Annotated in this window: 16 protein-coding genes; 11 read left to right on the forward strand and 5 right to left on the reverse strand. The window is 65.5% G+C overall.

Annotated elements, in window-relative coordinates:
* The first annotated feature begins 249 nt into the window (after window positions 1–249).
* From BM341_RS04205 to BM341_RS04220, 4 genes are read left to right on the forward strand one after another with little or no spacing between them, the layout of a single operon-like run.
* Window positions 250–1,347, forward strand: a complete 1,098-nt coding sequence (locus tag BM341_RS04205; protein WP_089793212.1) for an aminoglycoside phosphotransferase family protein — start codon at window positions 250–252, stop codon at window positions 1,345–1,347.
* Between the two features lie 44 nt (window positions 1,348–1,391).
* Window positions 1,392–2,609: an ABC transporter substrate-binding protein gene (locus BM341_RS04210; RefSeq protein WP_089793214.1), complete on the forward strand. Its 1,218-nt coding sequence runs from the start codon at window positions 1,392–1,394 to the stop codon at window positions 2,607–2,609.
* 48 nt (window positions 2,610–2,657) lie between these two features.
* On the forward strand, window positions 2,658–4,337 hold the full coding sequence (locus BM341_RS04215) for an ABC transporter permease (protein WP_089793216.1): 1,680 nt from the start codon (window positions 2,658–2,660) through the stop codon (window positions 4,335–4,337).
* The gene (locus tag BM341_RS04220; RefSeq protein ID WP_089793218.1) at window positions 4,334–4,969 is read left to right on the forward strand and encodes an ATP-binding cassette domain-containing protein; all 636 of its coding nucleotides are present in this window, start codon (window positions 4,334–4,336) and stop codon (window positions 4,967–4,969) included. Before BM341_RS04215 ends, BM341_RS04220 begins: the two co-directional genes overlap by 4 nt.
* Window positions 4,970–5,035: 66 nt before the next feature.
* Here the strand turns inward: BM341_RS04220 and BM341_RS04225 are convergent, their stop codons facing one another.
* Window positions 5,036–5,503: a DUF302 domain-containing protein gene (locus tag BM341_RS04225; RefSeq protein ID WP_089793220.1), complete on the reverse strand. Its 468-nt coding sequence runs from the start codon at window positions 5,501–5,503 to the stop codon at window positions 5,036–5,038.
* An 86-nt stretch (window positions 5,504–5,589) separates the two neighbouring features.
* Here BM341_RS04225 and BM341_RS04230 point away from each other — a divergent pair, with 86 nt between their 5' ends.
* The 4 genes from BM341_RS04230 to BM341_RS04245 are packed head-to-tail and all read left to right on the forward strand — an operon-like array spanning window position 5,590 to window position 7,751.
* Window positions 5,590–6,333, forward strand: coding sequence for a TIGR04283 family arsenosugar biosynthesis glycosyltransferase (locus BM341_RS04230; RefSeq protein WP_342713862.1), 744 nt, complete (start codon window positions 5,590–5,592; stop codon window positions 6,331–6,333).
* On the forward strand, window positions 6,323–6,967 hold the full coding sequence (locus tag BM341_RS04235; RefSeq protein ID WP_089793221.1) for a TIGR04282 family arsenosugar biosynthesis glycosyltransferase: 645 nt from the start codon (window positions 6,323–6,325) through the stop codon (window positions 6,965–6,967). The genes BM341_RS04230 and BM341_RS04235 overlap by 11 nt, the downstream gene beginning before the upstream one ends.
* Complete coding sequence (locus BM341_RS04240; protein WP_245784155.1) at window positions 6,964–7,548, forward strand: sigma-70 family RNA polymerase sigma factor; 585 nt, start codon at window positions 6,964–6,966, stop codon at window positions 7,546–7,548. The genes BM341_RS04235 and BM341_RS04240 overlap by 4 nt, the downstream gene beginning before the upstream one ends.
* On the forward strand, window positions 7,545–7,751 hold the full coding sequence (locus BM341_RS04245) for a zf-HC2 domain-containing protein (RefSeq protein ID WP_089793225.1): 207 nt from the start codon (window positions 7,545–7,547) through the stop codon (window positions 7,749–7,751). The genes BM341_RS04240 and BM341_RS04245 overlap by 4 nt, the downstream gene beginning before the upstream one ends.
* A gap of 256 nt (window positions 7,752–8,007) precedes the next feature.
* On the opposite strand, the gene BM341_RS04250 is transcribed toward BM341_RS04245, so the two are convergent.
* The 4 genes from BM341_RS04250 to BM341_RS04265 form a co-directional block, all read right to left on the reverse strand.
* Window positions 8,008–8,493: a DUF302 domain-containing protein gene (locus BM341_RS04250; RefSeq protein WP_089793226.1), complete on the reverse strand. Its 486-nt coding sequence runs from the start codon at window positions 8,491–8,493 to the stop codon at window positions 8,008–8,010.
* Window positions 8,493–9,068, reverse strand: coding sequence for a DinB family protein (locus tag BM341_RS04255; RefSeq protein WP_175507792.1), 576 nt, complete (start codon window positions 9,066–9,068; stop codon window positions 8,493–8,495). The genes BM341_RS04250 and BM341_RS04255 overlap by 1 nt, the downstream gene beginning before the upstream one ends.
* A 107-nt stretch (window positions 9,069–9,175) precedes the next feature.
* Entirely contained in the window at window positions 9,176–9,484 is a 309-nt protein-coding gene (locus BM341_RS19190; RefSeq protein ID WP_175507793.1) for a hypothetical protein, read from the reverse strand.
* Window positions 9,485–9,617: 133 nt separating this feature from the next.
* The gene (locus BM341_RS04265) at window positions 9,618–12,044 is read right to left on the reverse strand and encodes a PqqD family peptide modification chaperone (protein ID WP_175507794.1); all 2,427 of its coding nucleotides are present in this window, start codon (window positions 12,042–12,044) and stop codon (window positions 9,618–9,620) included.
* A gap of 155 nt (window positions 12,045–12,199) precedes the next feature.
* On the opposite strand from BM341_RS04265, the gene BM341_RS04270 reads away from it, so the two are divergent.
* The 3 genes from BM341_RS04270 (at window position 12,200) to BM341_RS04280 (ending at window position 14,556) form a co-directional block, all read left to right on the forward strand.
* Entirely contained in the window at window positions 12,200–12,790 is a 591-nt protein-coding gene (locus BM341_RS04270; protein ID WP_089793235.1) for a TetR/AcrR family transcriptional regulator, read from the forward strand.
* An 85-nt stretch (window positions 12,791–12,875) separates the two neighbouring features.
* Window positions 12,876–13,445 (forward strand): carboxymuconolactone decarboxylase family protein, encoded by a 570-nt coding sequence (locus BM341_RS04275; protein WP_089793237.1) that lies wholly within the window; start codon window positions 12,876–12,878, stop codon window positions 13,443–13,445.
* A 154-nt stretch (window positions 13,446–13,599) separates the two neighbouring features.
* Entirely contained in the window at window positions 13,600–14,556 is a 957-nt protein-coding gene (locus tag BM341_RS04280; RefSeq protein ID WP_089793239.1) for a sulfurtransferase, read from the forward strand.
* The last annotated feature ends 53 nt before the right edge of the window (window positions 14,557–14,609 follow it).

The raw sequence follows: 14,609 nt of genomic DNA on the forward strand, positions 1-14,609 counted from the left end.
ACCTCCGTGGTGACCCCGTTCCGATGGGATCGGGATGGATCTTGTTATTCCGCCGTGTCATTACGCTTTACCTCGGCGGTCTCTTTTCTGTCGGCCATAGCGAAGAGGGCTTACAACACGTTGCGATACCAATCGCTCGGCATGTGACGATTCTGATGGCGCCATCGGCAAGGTCATGCCTTGGCAATGTAAGGAAATCACGCCACGTGCGACCATGGACAACCAACAGCCCATACACCGAGGAGCGTCATGTCGAATACCGCCGCTCGCCCTGCCGCGTCGCAGGCCCTGCAAGACCTGTGTCGTCCGCTCGCCATGGCACTGGCCCGGGCGGGCCATGACGAAGGCATACAGGCAATGCACCCCATGGCCGATACGGGCCTCGCCCATCACCACGTGTGGCTTGCGCGCGAACAGATCGACTGGGTGGCAAGACTGCCCAAGCAGAGCCAGATGCGACTCGACCCCGCCGCCAACCTCGACTATCAGGCGGCCTGCTTTGTGCGCGCCAGCCAGGGCGGTCACGCCCCTGCCCTGCATGGGATCCTTCCGCCCGGTCCAGAGCTGCCGCGCGGTGGACTATTGGTCAGCGCCATCCGGGGTCGCCAGGCGCGATTGCCGGAGGACCTTCCCGCCATCGCCGAGGCGCTGGCCAGCTTCCATGTGCTCGACGTACCTGACGCCGAGGCGCGCCCGCCGCTGCTGTCGCCGGCCGATCCGTGGGCAGCGATGCTCGACGAGGTGAGGGATCAGGCCAGCTTTCTCGATCAGGCCGAGCTGGATGCCGACGCCAGACAGCTGATCGAGACCGAACTGATCGCTCTGCCCGAACGGCTGCCTCCCGGGCCCGACGCCGCACCGCGGCTGATCAGCTTCGATGCCCACCCCGGCAACTTCCTGATCACCGAGTCAGGCCGTGCGGTGCTGGTGGACCTGGAGAAATGCCGCTATGGCCTGCCCGGCTTCGACCTGGCCCATGCCAGCCTGTATACCTCCACGACGTGGGACCTTCACAGTAGCGCGGTGCTGACGCCCGCCGAGGTAGCGGGCTTCTACCGGCACTGGATCGCCGCGAGTGGCTTCGAGGGCGACGCCGCCATGCTGCTGGCATGCCGGCGAGCCATGTGGCTGTGGTCACTGACCTGGTGCGCGAAGTGGCGAGCCAGTCATCTTCGCGCCCGGGATGCCAAAGCCCGCGGCGAGGACTGGTCCGCCGAGTTGAGCGATGACGCGCTGATCGCCCATGTCCGTGACCGGGTCGACCATTATCTTTCTGCGGCCGCCATCGAGCATGTCCGCAAGGAGTTTCGCGCGCTGGCAAGCGCCCTCGCCGCTGATACCCCTTGACGACCACTTCAATGAATATTCCCTGACGAAGAAGGAACCCAGCGATGCGCGCGTTTTCATCCAGGTTCAGCGCCGCCCTGCCGGCACTACTGCTCACCACCACGGGCCTGCAGGCCGCTCCCGACCCGGACAATTGGGAGGCTGTACTCAACGAAGCCCGCGGCCAGACGGTGTACTGGTATGCCTGGGCCGGCGAGCAACGAACCAACGACTATATCGACTGGGTGGCCGAGCGGGTCGAGGCGCAGTTCGATATCGAACTCACCCACGTCAAGATGGGCGACACCGCCGAGGCGGTCTCCCGGGTACTGGCCGAGAAGCAGGCCGGCAACCATGACGACGGCAATGTCGACCTGGTCTGGATCAACGGCGAGAACTTCGCCGCTATGAAGGCCAACGATCTGCTGTTCGGCCCCTTCGCCGAGGCGTTGCCGAACTTCGCGCTTACCTACCCCGAGCACAACCCCGAAGTCGTCACCGACTTCACCCTGCCTACCGAGGGCTACGAGTCGCCCTGGGGCCGGGCGCAGATCACTTTCTACTACGATAGCGAGACGGTCGACTCGCCACCTGACAGCATCGTCGAACTGCTCGATTGGGCCGAGGCCAACCCCGGACGCTTCACCTACCCGCGGATTCCCGACTTCACCGGCAGCACCTTCCTCAAGCAGGCCTTGATCGCGCTGACCGACGAGGACGCGGCGCTCTACGCCCCGGTCGAGGAGAGCGACTTCGCGGCCGTCACTGCCCCGCTGTGGGACTATCTGGACGCACTTCACCCCCACCTGTGGCGCAGCGGTCGCCAGTTCCCCGCCACCGGACCCGAGATGCGCAGCCTGATGGGCGACGGTGAACTGGCGTTGGCCTTCACCTTCACTCCTTCTGAGCCGGCCGCGGCGGTGGCCGACTACGAGCTGCCACCCAGCACGCGCAGCTACGTGCCGGACGGCGGTACACTGGGCAACGTGCACTTCGTGGCCATTCCCTATAATTCGCCTCACAAGGCCGGCGCCATGGTAGTGGCCAACTTTCTGCTTTCGCCCGAAGCTCAAGCGCACAAGCAGGACCTCGCCGTCTGGGGGGACCATACCGTGCTTGACGTCGGCCGCCTCGATGACGAACACCAAGCCCTGTTCGCGCTGGATCAGGACAACCCGGCGATGCTGCCGGCGGATGCCTTGCAACGGACGCTGCCCGAGCCGCACCCCAGCTGGATGACGGCCCTGCAGGACGCCTGGCAAGCTCGCTATATCGGCAACTGATGGCGATGATCAACCCCCACGGCGCCCAGGCATGAGGCACGCTGAATAATGCTGCGCCTGGCGCCCGTGCTGCTCGTCATCCTGTTGGTCGCGCCAATTCTGGCCGGCCTGGCCATGGCGATGTTGCCGGCCTTCGGTTACCTGCCGGCGCTGGGGGGAGACAGCGTCTCGCTCGACCCTTGGCGGGCGCTGTTCGCCCAGCCGGGGATCTGGCACTCGGTCGCGGTCAGCCTCGCCAGCGGACTCGTCGCCACCGCCGTGTCGCTGGCGGTGGTGCTGCTCTACCTGGCCGCCGTGACCGGCAGCCGGTTCGATCGTTGGATACGGCGGCTGGTCTCGCCGCTGCTCTCCATTCCCCATGCCGCCGCGGCTTTCGGGCTGGCCTTCCTGATCGCCCCGTCGGGGCTGATCGCACGGCTTGCCTCGCCGGGGCTGACCGGCTGGGAGCGTCCACCGGATCTTTTGATCGTTCAGGATCCCTGGGGGTTGTCCTTGATCGCGGGGCTGGTGGTCAAGGAGATTCCCTTCCTGCTGCTGATGAGCTTGGCGGCCCTGCCCCAGCTCGACCCCGAACGCCGGGTGGCCATGGCCCGCTCGCTGGGTTATCGCCCGACGCTGGCCTGGTGGAAGGTCGTCGCCCCGTCGCTCTATCCGCTGATTCGCCTGCCGGTATTCGCGGTGATCGCCTACGCCTCGTCGGTGGTGGATGTGGCGATGATCCTCGGCCCCACCCTGCCCCCCACGCTTTCCGTCTCGATACTCACTTGGTTCAGCGATCCCGACCTCGACATGCGTTTCATGGCCTCGGCCGGGGCGATTCTGCAGCTCGGCGTGACCGCCACGGCGTTGGCGATCTGGTGGGGGCTGGAACGGCTCGTGGCCAGGCTGATGGGTATCTGGATCGCCCGCGGCGGACGGCGTCAGGGCGAGACGGGGCTGCGCGTCGCCGGCAAACTGTGGATTCTGCTGGTCACGGCAGTTGCCTTCGTCGGCATCGGCGGCCTGGCGATCCATTCCGTCGCCGGCTTCTGGCGCTTTCCCGATGCCCTGCCGGGCAGCTTAACGGCCAGTCACTGGGCTCAGGCGCTTCCCTCCCTCGAAGGGCCGATCGCCTCGACAGCGCTGATCGCCGTGGTCGCGACGCTGCTCGCGACTACCCTGGCCCTGGGGGCGCTGGAAAACGAGCAGCGCACCGGCCGATACCCCTCGCGGGCGCTTTGGCTGCTTTACCTGCCGCTGATCGTCCCGCAGATCGCCTTTCTGTTTGGTCTGGTGGTGGTGATGGAGCAGCTGGGTACTCGACCGACTCATGGTCTGATCGTCTTCGGTCACCTGCTGTTCGTGCTGCCTTACGTGTTCCTCTCGCTTTCGGAGGCCTACCGCCGCTTCGACCCACGCTGGTCACAGCTGGCGCTGACGCTGGGGGCCACGCGCAATACGGTCTTCTGGCGGGTGCGCCTGCCGATGCTGTTGGCGCCGATGCTCACCGCGATGGCCGTGGGGTTGGCGGTGAGCATCGGCCAGTATCTGCCCACCCAACTGCTGGGGGCCGGACGCGTGACCACCGTCACCACCGAGGCGGTATCATTGGCCGCCGGCGGTAACCGTCGGGTGATCGGCGTCTGGGCACTGGTTCAGGCCTGTCTGCCGCTGGCGGGCTTCATCATCGCGATCGGCCTGCCGAAATTGCTTTGGTCGAATCGCCGCGGCATGCAGGGAGCCCCATGACCATCACCCATCGACTCGAACTACGTGACATTGACATCCGCCTGGACGGCAAACCTCTGGTGGAGCTCAACGCCCACATCGGCCCCGGCGAGGTTCTCACCGTCATGGGTCCTTCCGGCTCGGGCAAGTCGACCCTGCTCGCCTATCTCGCCGGCTTCCTGGCACCGACTTTCCGGGCCGGGGGACAGGTGCTGCTGGACAGTCGCGATATCAGCGCCCTGCCGGCCGAGCGGCGCGGCATCGGCCTGCTGTTTCAGGACCCGCTGCTCTTTCCCCATCTCTCGGTGGCCGGCAACCTGCGCTTCGGCATGCCTCGAGCCACCGCCGACAAGGCCGCTCGGGTCGAGAAAGCGCTGGAGAACATTGGCCTCGCCGGCTTCGGCGATCGCGACCCGGCCACGCTTTCCGGCGGTCAAAAGGCCCGGGTGGCGCTGATGCGCCTGCTGCTGTCGACGCCTTGTGCGGTACTGCTCGACGAACCCTTCTCGAAGCTCGACACCCACCTACGCCACGAGATGCGCCAGCTGGTGTTCGACCGCCTGCGCGAGGCCGGCCTGCCCAGCCTGCTGGTCACCCACGACCGCGAAGACGCCGAGGATGCCGGCGGCCGTGTGATCGAGCTGTCGCATTGAGCGGTTGAGACATTGTTAAACTCACTCATTGGTCGAACAGGATCATCCACATTGCGTGGGCGTCGCTCAGTCGCCAGCCGCCTCGGTCGCGATGCTTTCGAGGGCGCCGGCCACCTTGTCCAGCGGCAGGTCACAGTCTCCCAACCCATGACGCTCGGCGAGGTAGTCGGGATGGTTCCACTCCAACCGGGTGCCTTCGTCCGTCTCGCGGATAACCATCTTCTGCGGCAGGTCGAGGGCCAGGCTGCCCTGGCACTGCATCATCGGGGTGCCCACCTCGGGATTGCCGAACACGAAAGTTCGTGTGGATGGCAGTGAAAGGTCGACCTTGCCGGCATTGGCCGCGTGATCGATCACCGTGACCAGGATCATGCCGCGATAGTCCAGTGCGGTACGCAACCGCTCGTCGACCTGATCGATGTCATGCTGACTGGTGCGCGACTCGATGCCCGAGGATTGCGCGAACAGCGCCTGTGGCACGGCCAGCAGCGTCCCTATCGCTAGAGTGCTCACAAGAAGGCGGAACCTGTGCATGAGGGAATCTCCCGATGTATGTGTTAATCAGCATTATGCATTGAAGCCGATCGCGCAAAGGGGAATGACTGGGCAATGACTGTAAGGTGTGCTCCTGGACGACGACTCAACTTGACAACAACCTCAAGGCCGACAACGACATGCCACCACCGCGGCTCGATATCATCATTCCGGCACTCGACGAGGCCGACCAGCTTCCAGCGTTGCTGGCAAGCCTGGCCCCCTTGCGCACAGCCGGTGCCGAGGTGGTGCTTGTCGACGGCGGCAGTCGCGACGCCACTCTGGCCATCGCCCGGGAAGGGGCCTGCCATTGCCTCTCGGCACCGAAGGGTCGGGCCAGCCAGATGAATGCCGGGGGCGAGGCCAGTCACGGCGAACACCTGCTGTTTCTGCATGCCGATACTCGCCTGCCGCCTGATGCCATGGCTCTTGTCGCCAAGGCCCTCGCGGGTAAGCGCTACTGGGGACGCTTCGATGTCCGCCTGACCGGGCGCCATCCGTTGCTGCCCTTGATTGGCGCTGCCATGAACCTGCGCTCGCGACTCACTGGCATCGCCACCGGCGACCAGGCGATGTTCATGACCCGCGAGGCCTTCCAAGCCGTCGGCGGCTTCCCCGCCCAGCCGCTGATGGAAGACATCGAGATGTCGCGTCGACTAAAGCGACTGTCGCCGCCGGCCTGCCTGCGCGCGAAGGCGACGAGCTCGGGAAGGCGCTGGGAGCGACAGGGAGCCTGGCGGACCATGCTGCTGATGTGGCGGCTGCGCTGGCGCTACTGGCGAGGCGAGCCTGCGGATAAACTGGCCCAGGAGTATCGCCATGTGCGCTGACGTCCGCGATGACCTGCCACTGGCGATACTGGCCAAGGCGCCGATACCGGGCAAGGTCAAGACCCGGCTGATACCGACCCTGGGGGCCGAGGGTGCCTGCCGACTTCATGAAAGATTGCTGCGCCATACCTTGGCGATTGCCCTGGCGACGACCTCACCCCGACGCATCACCCTGTGGACGGCACTGGATCATGCCCACCCGCTGTTTCTGACACTCGCCGGCCGACACGGCGTCACCCTTCGCGCCCAGCCCGAGGCCGACCTGGGGGAGCGCATGCATCACGCCCTGCAGGCCATGGGCGAACCGGGGCTTTTGATCGGCAGCGACTGTCCGGTCCTCACACCGACACTGCTGCGACGCTGCCGGGCCGAGCTGGCGTCGGTAGACGCCGTCTTTCTGCCGGCCGAGGATGGCGGATTTGCCCTGGTCGGCTTGAACCGCCCCGAGGCGCGGCTGTTCGCGGGCATCGATTGGGGCACGGACCGGGTGATGGTGCAGACCCGACGACGCGTCGCCGCGCTGGACTGGCAGCTTGCCTGCCCGGCCGTGGTATGGGACGTCGACCGTCCGGAAGATCTTTCGCGCCTCGCCGACATCGACCGACAACCCCAGATTGGAGGTGCCATCCCGTGACCCAAGACGCATCCGAGGCGCACCATCGGCGCCTGACGGAGGTACGCCCCCGGCTGGTTTCCTTTGCTTTGATGCACCTGCGGGACCTCTCGCGGGCCGAGGATGCCGTTCAGGAAGCCCTGGCGGCGGCCTTGGAGAAGGACGGAAGCTTTGCCGGACGCTCGGGCTACGAGACCTGGGTCTTCGGCATCCTCAAGTACAAGATCCTCGACGCCATGCGCGCCCAGAAGCGCCAGGGCACATGGCAGCCGCTCGAGGACGAGGGGGATGACGAGGCCATCGAGCGGCAGTTCCAGCAGAACGGGCGGTGGCAGAAAGATGCTCGGCCCTCGAGTTGGGGAGAACCCGAGGCGGCCTTCGAGAACGAGCACTTCTGGCGGGTCTTCGATGCCTGCATGATCGCCCTGCCGGACAGCGCCGCCAGGGTGTTTTCCCTGCGCGAGCTGATGGGCCTTTCCACCGAGGACATCTGCCGTGAGCTCGGCATCAAGGAGAACAACTGCTGGGTGATACTGCATCGCGCCCGGCTTCGGCTCAGGGCCTGCATAGAGAAAGGCTGGCTAAAGGAGACGGCGTCATGATGATGTGCAAAGAGGCGACCCGCCTGATGTCCTTGAAGCAGGATCGCCCACTGAGATTCCAGGAAAGGCTGTCGCTGCGGTTACACCTCTCGATGTGTGGCGCCTGCCGGGAGTGTAACAGGCAGTTTGCGCTGCTCCACAAGGCCGGCCAGCACAAGTCCCCCGCCAGCGATGACACGGACGAGGCACGAAGCGACTCATGAAGCTCCCATGCATCCGGGCAAGGCGTTGCCCCTTGCCTGGCTTTCACCTTGTCGTTCTTGCCCTGCCCGTCATCTCCTTGGCGTGTATTGCGGCCCCTCTCGAGGCGGCGACCTTCTCGGCGCGCGAGATGCACGACTGGCCCACCCGCTCCTTCGCGGACGAGACCGAATATCGACTCGTCGAACGCGGTGGCCGCGACGTTCTCGAGGCGCGATCGAGGGGCAAGGCGCCGCCGAAATATCGGGTGAAAAGCGACTACTTCATGGTCTCGGTGACCCGCTGTGCAATGGCGTCAAACAGAGCGTCCAGGTCGCGGGCAATAGCACCCAGCTCCTCTCCGGCCTCATCCACGTAGGGGTCGAGCAGATGACTCGGCGTCTTCCAGGAGAGCGTGGCGCTGCCATCGTCATTTTCGGTGACATAGAAGCGCATGGGAGCTTCGATCATCGCCGGGACGCTCAGCCGCAGGATTCGCACGGCATAGTCGTTGCGAAACACGCCGACGACCCGGTTGCCGGGGAGGGTGACCCCGCGGTTTGCGGCGGCCTCGGTGGGTCCGGCCTCGGTGACCACAAACATCCCCTCGGCCTCGACTGCCTCCCGCAAGACCTCCAGCAGCTCGTCATAGGCCAGCGAGGTGGGGGTCACTTGCCATCCCTGATCGGGCCAGCGGGTGTCGGCGACCGCTGGAACAGCCAGCATCAGCGCCAGCAGCCAGGTCGACAGTATCCTGCGCGTCATCAGGCTGTCCTCAGCGAGAGTTGAACCTGTTCGGCAGATTCTCCCTGCCAGTGACGCAGGGTGGAGGGATGCACGCCGAACGCTTCGGGCAGTTGAATGCCGGCCTGCTGCGCCAGCAAGGCGATGATCGCCATATGGTGAATGGTGTGGCTGGTCAGGAAGGCCAGCTCGCGGGCCAAGCTGGACGACACGGAGAGAATATCCTCGCCCAGGTGATAGCCCAGGGTCAGCGCATCCAGCGACCGCCCGCTGACCATCGACGACAGCCTTGCCTCGATGCCGGCCAGATGGCGCGCGGCTTGCTGCGGCCAACGCTCGAGAGCCTCGTCGCGACGGCGCTGCTCGTAGTCGATGACCTGGTCGCCCTTCTCGAGGCCATCGAGCAGGGCGTCATAATGGTCGATGATGTGGCGAACGTGCTTGCCGAGGGTATGACGTCCGTAGTCGCCGAAGGCTTGCCGATAGGTATCGGGGGCAAGATCGTCGAGCATGCCTCGCAGATGGGCAAGCGCCAGAAGGTTCTCCTCGATGAGCCCCGACGGGCAAGGGGATGGCCTGGAGGGATGACGTGACATGGCAGATGTCCTGTTGGGTCCGGTTATGGGAGACGGTACGGGGAAGACCAGGCCGGCATGCATGGTGTCCGGCCCGGCCTTGCCTTGTCGACTTTCACAGGCTTAGCTCAACCCTCGGCTTCGCCCTCACCTTCCGCTTCACCCTCACCTTCGCCTTCACCCTCACCTTCGCCTTCACCCTCACCTTCTGCTTCACCCTCGCCTTCGGCCTTCTCTTCATGGGCCTCAGCAAGCATCAGGGGAGCTTCCTGACCGTTGGTGTAGCTGTTGGAAAAACTCGCATCGGCGGGCGTCTCACTGGCCACGGCCTGGAAGGCCGCCCCACTGGCGGCCAACAGCAGCGCGGGTGCCGTATACCCCAGCTGGCGGCTGAGCCGACCCAGCAGGCTACGACGCTTCTCGTCTTGCAGTGTCATGATCATGACCTCCTCGATAAACCATGAGCGACATGCCTCGCATGTCGTCGTGCAGTGAAGTCGGCCAAGTGGCGCCGGCTTCTTCATCGACGATGCCCCTTGGAGCGACATCGCCATCTGCTCGTGCACCCCGTCACCCCCTGGCCATGACCAAGGCGGATTCCGTGCTCCAGATAGCGGGTTCGATGTTTGTAGACAGCCACTCGGCCAGCGAGGCGGACGACGGCGCGTCCCCACCGAGCGCCACGGCGAGACGCTCGAGCCCAGCGACCCACTCGCCCAGGGTCGACACGTCCTCGGCATCAAGCGCCTCGCCTTCGGCGGTGAGGCAACGTGGCAACAGGGCACCGAGGACCTCCAGCGTGGTAACGGGCGTGAGGACGGCATCGGCAGTCTCGCTGGAAGGCACCAGGATTCCTCGGACTGTCGCGGTTGTCGGCAATGCCGCCGAAGCAGCGTAACCGACGCCCGGCAGGGGAAACCCCAGCGGGTCGGCTGTTACCGGGTCTGACAGGTCAAGGCACACGCCGCGGGTCAGCCCTCCTCTCGATGCCGATACCAGTCGCTCCAGCACGGTGCGACTCGCCTCCCCCTCGGGGAGCAGACAGAGCACCCCAGCACCACATGGCGTAATCAGCAGGCTGGCGTCGATGACCGGACGTCCCGGCATCGGGGCCTGGCGAATCAGATGCCCCAGCAGGACTGGGACCAGCTGCGCCAGTGTCAGCCGCGAGGCGACGAGCCGGCCTTCGTCGGCCAAGGCGTAACCCGCCTTCTCGCGCAGCACGGCCAGGCGCGGCAGCCGGCTCACCGTCTCGTCACCTGACTCATCCAGCGGCGCAAGAGTCCCCGCCAAGAGCTTCGCCAGGCGTACCTCGGCAGGGCCGCTGGCGACTTCCAGCGCCCAGTGTCGGCCGTCGAGGCTCAGCTGCATGGCAGGCCTCGAGGTAAACGCCTTTGCTGGCGCCACGCGGGTCTCGGGCGCTATCGACTTCGGCGCCGATGGGTCGCCCTGCTGGCAGAGCAGGCCTTCACGACACCAGTCGCCCAGCGTGGTCCAGACATCGCGACGTAGTGCCGCGGCGTCCGGTGGGGTACCCGTCTCGGCGGTGGCACGCGCCAGCTCATCGGCGATGGCATCCGGGTCAAGCCCTTCGGTGGCCAGCAGCCAGATCAGCGCCGCCGTATCGTTGGGCCGGTAGTAACGGCCGCTGCGGGTGGCGTAGAGCGCAAGGCGCTCCTCCTCGAAAAGCTCTTCATTGAAAAGCTCCGCCACGTGGCGCCGTTGCAACCTTGGCCGCGGCAAGGGGCGATTGGCCAGTCCCTCGGCCAATTGCAGGTCGGCCAGGCTGAGTAGCGTGAAGTAGGGCAGGTAGCGTTCTGGCTCGGCGGCCGGCAGCACGGGTAGGAAGCCACCGGCGCGGGCCTGCTCGGCCCTGGCCTCGGCGACCAGCCGCGCGGTAGCGTCCTGACCCTGGCCGCTCGAGGTCGACTGGGCCTTGGCTTGCCCGGGAATATCGACCAGCGATACCAGGTCATGCACCAACCCGCCCTTGACCGCCGCCTCGATGCGCCCTCCTGTCTCCGGCGCGGCGCAGATGCCCAGCGACGGGCTAAGATTGCACTCGAGTATCCAGGGCTTGAGGGTATCGTCCACCAGGCAATCGAGCCCCAACAGCTCGTAGCAACCCCGCGGGTCGGCGCCGGCCTTTGCCGTGCGGCTGCGCATGGCGTCCACGGCGGAAATCGTAGTCAGAGCGACCAAGTCCTCGATCCGCTCGAAGAGCCGGGCGTCGTCGTGCCCCTGATCGCGCAGCCAGGCCCGGTAACGGTCGAGGTCGATAAACTCCACCGGCACCTCGGCACGAGTGTTCAGGGCGTTGATATCCGGGTTGGTCAGCTGGCTGTAGGGGTTATCGGCATCCTCGGGGTCCCAGGGCTCCGAAGCCAGCTTGGCGAAACCCTGGCGGTAGAGGTAGACGCGCAGCGGTTCGAGCGAGGCGATCAGTACGTAGAGCCGCAGGACATACTTGTGGCCGCGGATGGTATGGGGATTGGCCAGATACTCCTGGACCAGCCAGTCCTGGGCGAGCGGTGCCTCGGCGACATCTTTCAGCACCCGCACCCCCTTGCCTTTGGAGGCATTGGTGGGCTTGAGTATCCAGCGCTGGTCCGGATTGGCCAGGGCAGCCTCCTGCAGCGCGTGGTAGTCGCCAGGCATCACGTAGGCACGGGGGAAGAACGCCAACCGCCGGGCAAGGGTATGGTCGGCACCATGGCTCTCGTGGATGCGCTCGCGAAGCGTGGCGAGACTGTCATGGAGGCGGCTCTTGACGGTCAGCGCCGCATTGCCCGGGAAGTGATTCATCTTGCGCATCGGCGAGACCCGACGGAACTGCGCGGCATCCGGCATGCCAGTGATCCAGCCGGCGTCCCAGTCATGCTCGTCGCCGACCTCCCAGCCCAGGGGCTCGAGGGCCTCGCGGAAGAATCGGTCCTGCTCATCGGCTCGCTTGCCCCCCAGCCAGAAGCGTCTTGTCGGCGAATGCGGCTCGGTCATGCTCGGCATCTCCTCTCCGGCTATCGTGATTGGCTTGTGGTTATTGTTGCGTACTTACTGTGTCGTCGTGCTGACACGCTCCTTACAGCGATAGCAACCGGAACGCGATCTGTCGCGGATTTGATTTGTGGAACGATCGATACTAAATTGACGGCATGACACGAGGACGCCCCATCGCCTTCAGCCCGGACGAGGCTGCCAACGCCGCCATGCAGGTTTTCTGGGCGCGAGGCTACGCCAACGCTTCGACCCGTGACCTTCTCGAGGCCATGCGCCTCTCGCGCAGCAGCCTCTACCAGGCGTTCGGCAACAAGGAGCAGCTGTTCCTGGAGTCACTGCGACGCTATCGCGATGCGTTGGTGGGACGACTGGGGCGTCGTCTCGAGGCGGCGCCCTCGGCCATGGTCTTTCTGGAAGGTCTCTTTCGCGAGACGGCAGGGGAAGCCGACAGCGAGCGCGCCGCCCTGGGATGCCTGATCTTCAATTCGGCGAGCGAACTCGGTCAGCGCAGCGACCTGCCTGCACAGCACGCCCGCCAGAGCATTGCCGCCATCACCGCGCTGTTTCAACGGGCGCTGGACCAGGCGCAGGCAGCAGGTGACATCGCCCCGGAGCAGGACACTCGCGCCCTGGCCAGCTACCTGACGATGGGCATGGCCGGGCTCAGGACCTTGCTGAAAAGTGGCGCGGATGCCGAGCAGGCCGGCCAGGCGGTAGAGCTGCTCCTGGACGGCCTGCGACGCTGATCCTCCCCTTTTTTGCCATTTATGGAACGATCGATCCATAAATGGCGCAATAGCAGTACCCACGACCACGAAGGAGGCACACCCCATGTCCGCCGACTATCAGATGCAACTCGCGCCCCAGACCCTCGAGAATGCCGACGCCAAGGCCAAGCCGCTGCTCGAGCAAGCCAACGCCAAGCTGGGCTTCGTGCCCAACATGTACGCGGGCATGGCCAAGGCACCGGGGGTGCTGGACACCTACCTGCACGGCTATGAATTGTTTCGCGAGGATTCCGGCTTTGCGCCCCCCGAACAGGAAGTGGTGTTCCTGACCATTAGTCGCCTCAACGGCTGCGACTACTGCATGTCGGCCCACAGCATGCTCGCCGAGAAGATGTCCCAGGTACCGGCCGAGGTGATCGAAGCGATTCGCAACGACCAGCCGATTCCCGACGAACGCCTCGCGGCCCTCGCCGAGTTCACCAAGGTGATGTTCGAGAGTCGTGGCATGCCCCGCCAGGCCGACGTCAAGGCGTTCCTCGACGCCGGTTTCGAGGAGCAGCAGGTGCTGCAGATCGTGCTGGCCCTGGCGGTCAAGACGCTCTCCAACTATTCCAACCACGTCAACCATCCCGAACTCGACGAGGCCTTTTCCGGCCATGCCTGGCAGGGCTGAATGCATCTGCCCTCTTCCATCGGCGCCGGGGATAACCGCGCCGCTTTTTATTCATTTACAGAATATTTGGCTCAAGAAGAGTTCTTGGCGGCAGATTGCCCCGCTGGAAGGGCCCGCCTAGCATCGAGACACTACTTATGAAGGAGGATCTATCATGAGACGCACCCTGTTACTGGCCGCCGGCACCCTGGCCCTGTCCGGTCATGCCTACGCCCTGCATCCCTCTCCCCTGGTCGATGCCGCATGGCTCGAGGGTCAGCTCGACGGTGACGAACTGGTCGTGTTGGACGTACGCTCCGCCATCGATGACGGCGGCGACCGGGCGAGCTTCGAGGCCGCCCGCATCCCCGGCAGCCGCTACAGCAGCTATACCGATGCTGGCTGGCGCGAGGAGCGTGACGGGGTCGCCGGCCTGATGCCTGCGGTCGGTGACCTCGAGGCGCTAATCGGGGGCCTGGGCATCGACAACGACGACACCGTGGTCGTGGTCCCGGCCGGCACCGGACCCACCGACTTCGGCAGTGCCGCCCGCATCTACTGGACCTTCAAGGCCTTGGGGCACGACGAGGTAACGATTCTCAATGGCGGCTTTGCCGGCTGGGAGCAGCAGGGTCATAAGGTAGCCAGCGGACCGGTGAAGGCCCCGGACGCCGCTTCCTTCGAGGGCAGTCTGCGCGAATCGCTACTGGCCACCACCGAGGAGGTGGTAACGGCCCGTGAGGCAGACGAACAACTGGTGGATGCCCGCCCGCCGGCCTTCTACAAGGGTCAGACTCAGTCACCCGCCGCCCGCGTGCCGGGCACCATCCCGGGTTCGGTAAACCTGCCCCATGATGGCAGCTTTGAAGAGCGCGACGGCGCCTACTACCTGCAGCCGGACTCGCTGAAGGCTCGCATCGACGACCTTGGGCTCGACCCCGAGGCGCCCACCGTGGCCTTCTGCAACACCGGTCACTGGGCCGCCAGCGGCTGGTTTCAGCTCAGCGAGATCGGCGGGCTGGAGAACGTCACCATGTACGACGGCTCCATGGCCGCCTGGACCCGTGACGATGAACGCCCCGTCCAGCTGGCCGACCGGGGCATCGTCAGCGTCGGCGAACTGGCCGAGTAGTCTAGCCGCCTGAGTGTCCCTGCCACGACGCCCCGCGGCCAGATAACCGACCG

The organism is Halomonas korlensis (assembly GCF_900116705.1).
GTDB classification, from domain to species: Bacteria; Pseudomonadota; Gammaproteobacteria; order Pseudomonadales; family Halomonadaceae; genus Halomonas; species Halomonas korlensis.

Excerpts from the sequence above, each read along its gene's own strand:
- BM341_RS04205 (WP_089793212.1), top strand. The coding sequence starts at position 250 with ATGTCGAATACCGCCGCTCGCCCTGCCGCGTCGCAGGCCCTGCAAGAC.
- BM341_RS04210 (WP_089793214.1), top strand. The coding sequence starts at position 1,392 with ATGCGCGCGTTTTCATCCAGGTTCAGCGCCGCCCTGCCGGCACTACTG.
- BM341_RS04215 (WP_089793216.1), top strand. The coding sequence starts at position 2,658 with ATGCTGCGCCTGGCGCCCGTGCTGCTCGTCATCCTGTTGGTCGCGCCA.
- BM341_RS04220 (WP_089793218.1), top strand. The coding sequence starts at position 4,334 with ATGACCATCACCCATCGACTCGAACTACGTGACATTGACATCCGCCTG.
- BM341_RS04225 (WP_089793220.1), bottom strand. The coding sequence starts at position 5,503 with ATGCACAGGTTCCGCCTTCTTGTGAGCACTCTAGCGATAGGGACGCTG.
- BM341_RS04235 (WP_089793221.1), top strand. The coding sequence starts at position 6,323 with ATGTGCGCTGACGTCCGCGATGACCTGCCACTGGCGATACTGGCCAAG.
- BM341_RS04245 (WP_089793225.1), top strand. The coding sequence starts at position 7,545 with ATGATGATGTGCAAAGAGGCGACCCGCCTGATGTCCTTGAAGCAGGAT.
- BM341_RS04250 (WP_089793226.1), bottom strand. The coding sequence starts at position 8,493 with ATGACGCGCAGGATACTGTCGACCTGGCTGCTGGCGCTGATGCTGGCT.
- BM341_RS04255 (WP_175507792.1), bottom strand. The coding sequence starts at position 9,068 with ATGTCACGTCATCCCTCCAGGCCATCCCCTTGCCCGTCGGGGCTCATC.
- BM341_RS19190 (WP_175507793.1), bottom strand. The coding sequence starts at position 9,484 with ATGACACTGCAAGACGAGAAGCGTCGTAGCCTGCTGGGTCGGCTCAGC.
- BM341_RS04265 (WP_175507794.1), bottom strand. The coding sequence starts at position 12,044 with ATGACCGAGCCGCATTCGCCGACAAGACGCTTCTGGCTGGGGGGCAAG.
- BM341_RS04270 (WP_089793235.1), top strand. The coding sequence starts at position 12,200 with ATGACACGAGGACGCCCCATCGCCTTCAGCCCGGACGAGGCTGCCAAC.
- BM341_RS04275 (WP_089793237.1), top strand. The coding sequence starts at position 12,876 with ATGTCCGCCGACTATCAGATGCAACTCGCGCCCCAGACCCTCGAGAAT.
- BM341_RS04280 (WP_089793239.1), top strand. The coding sequence starts at position 13,600 with ATGAGACGCACCCTGTTACTGGCCGCCGGCACCCTGGCCCTGTCCGGT.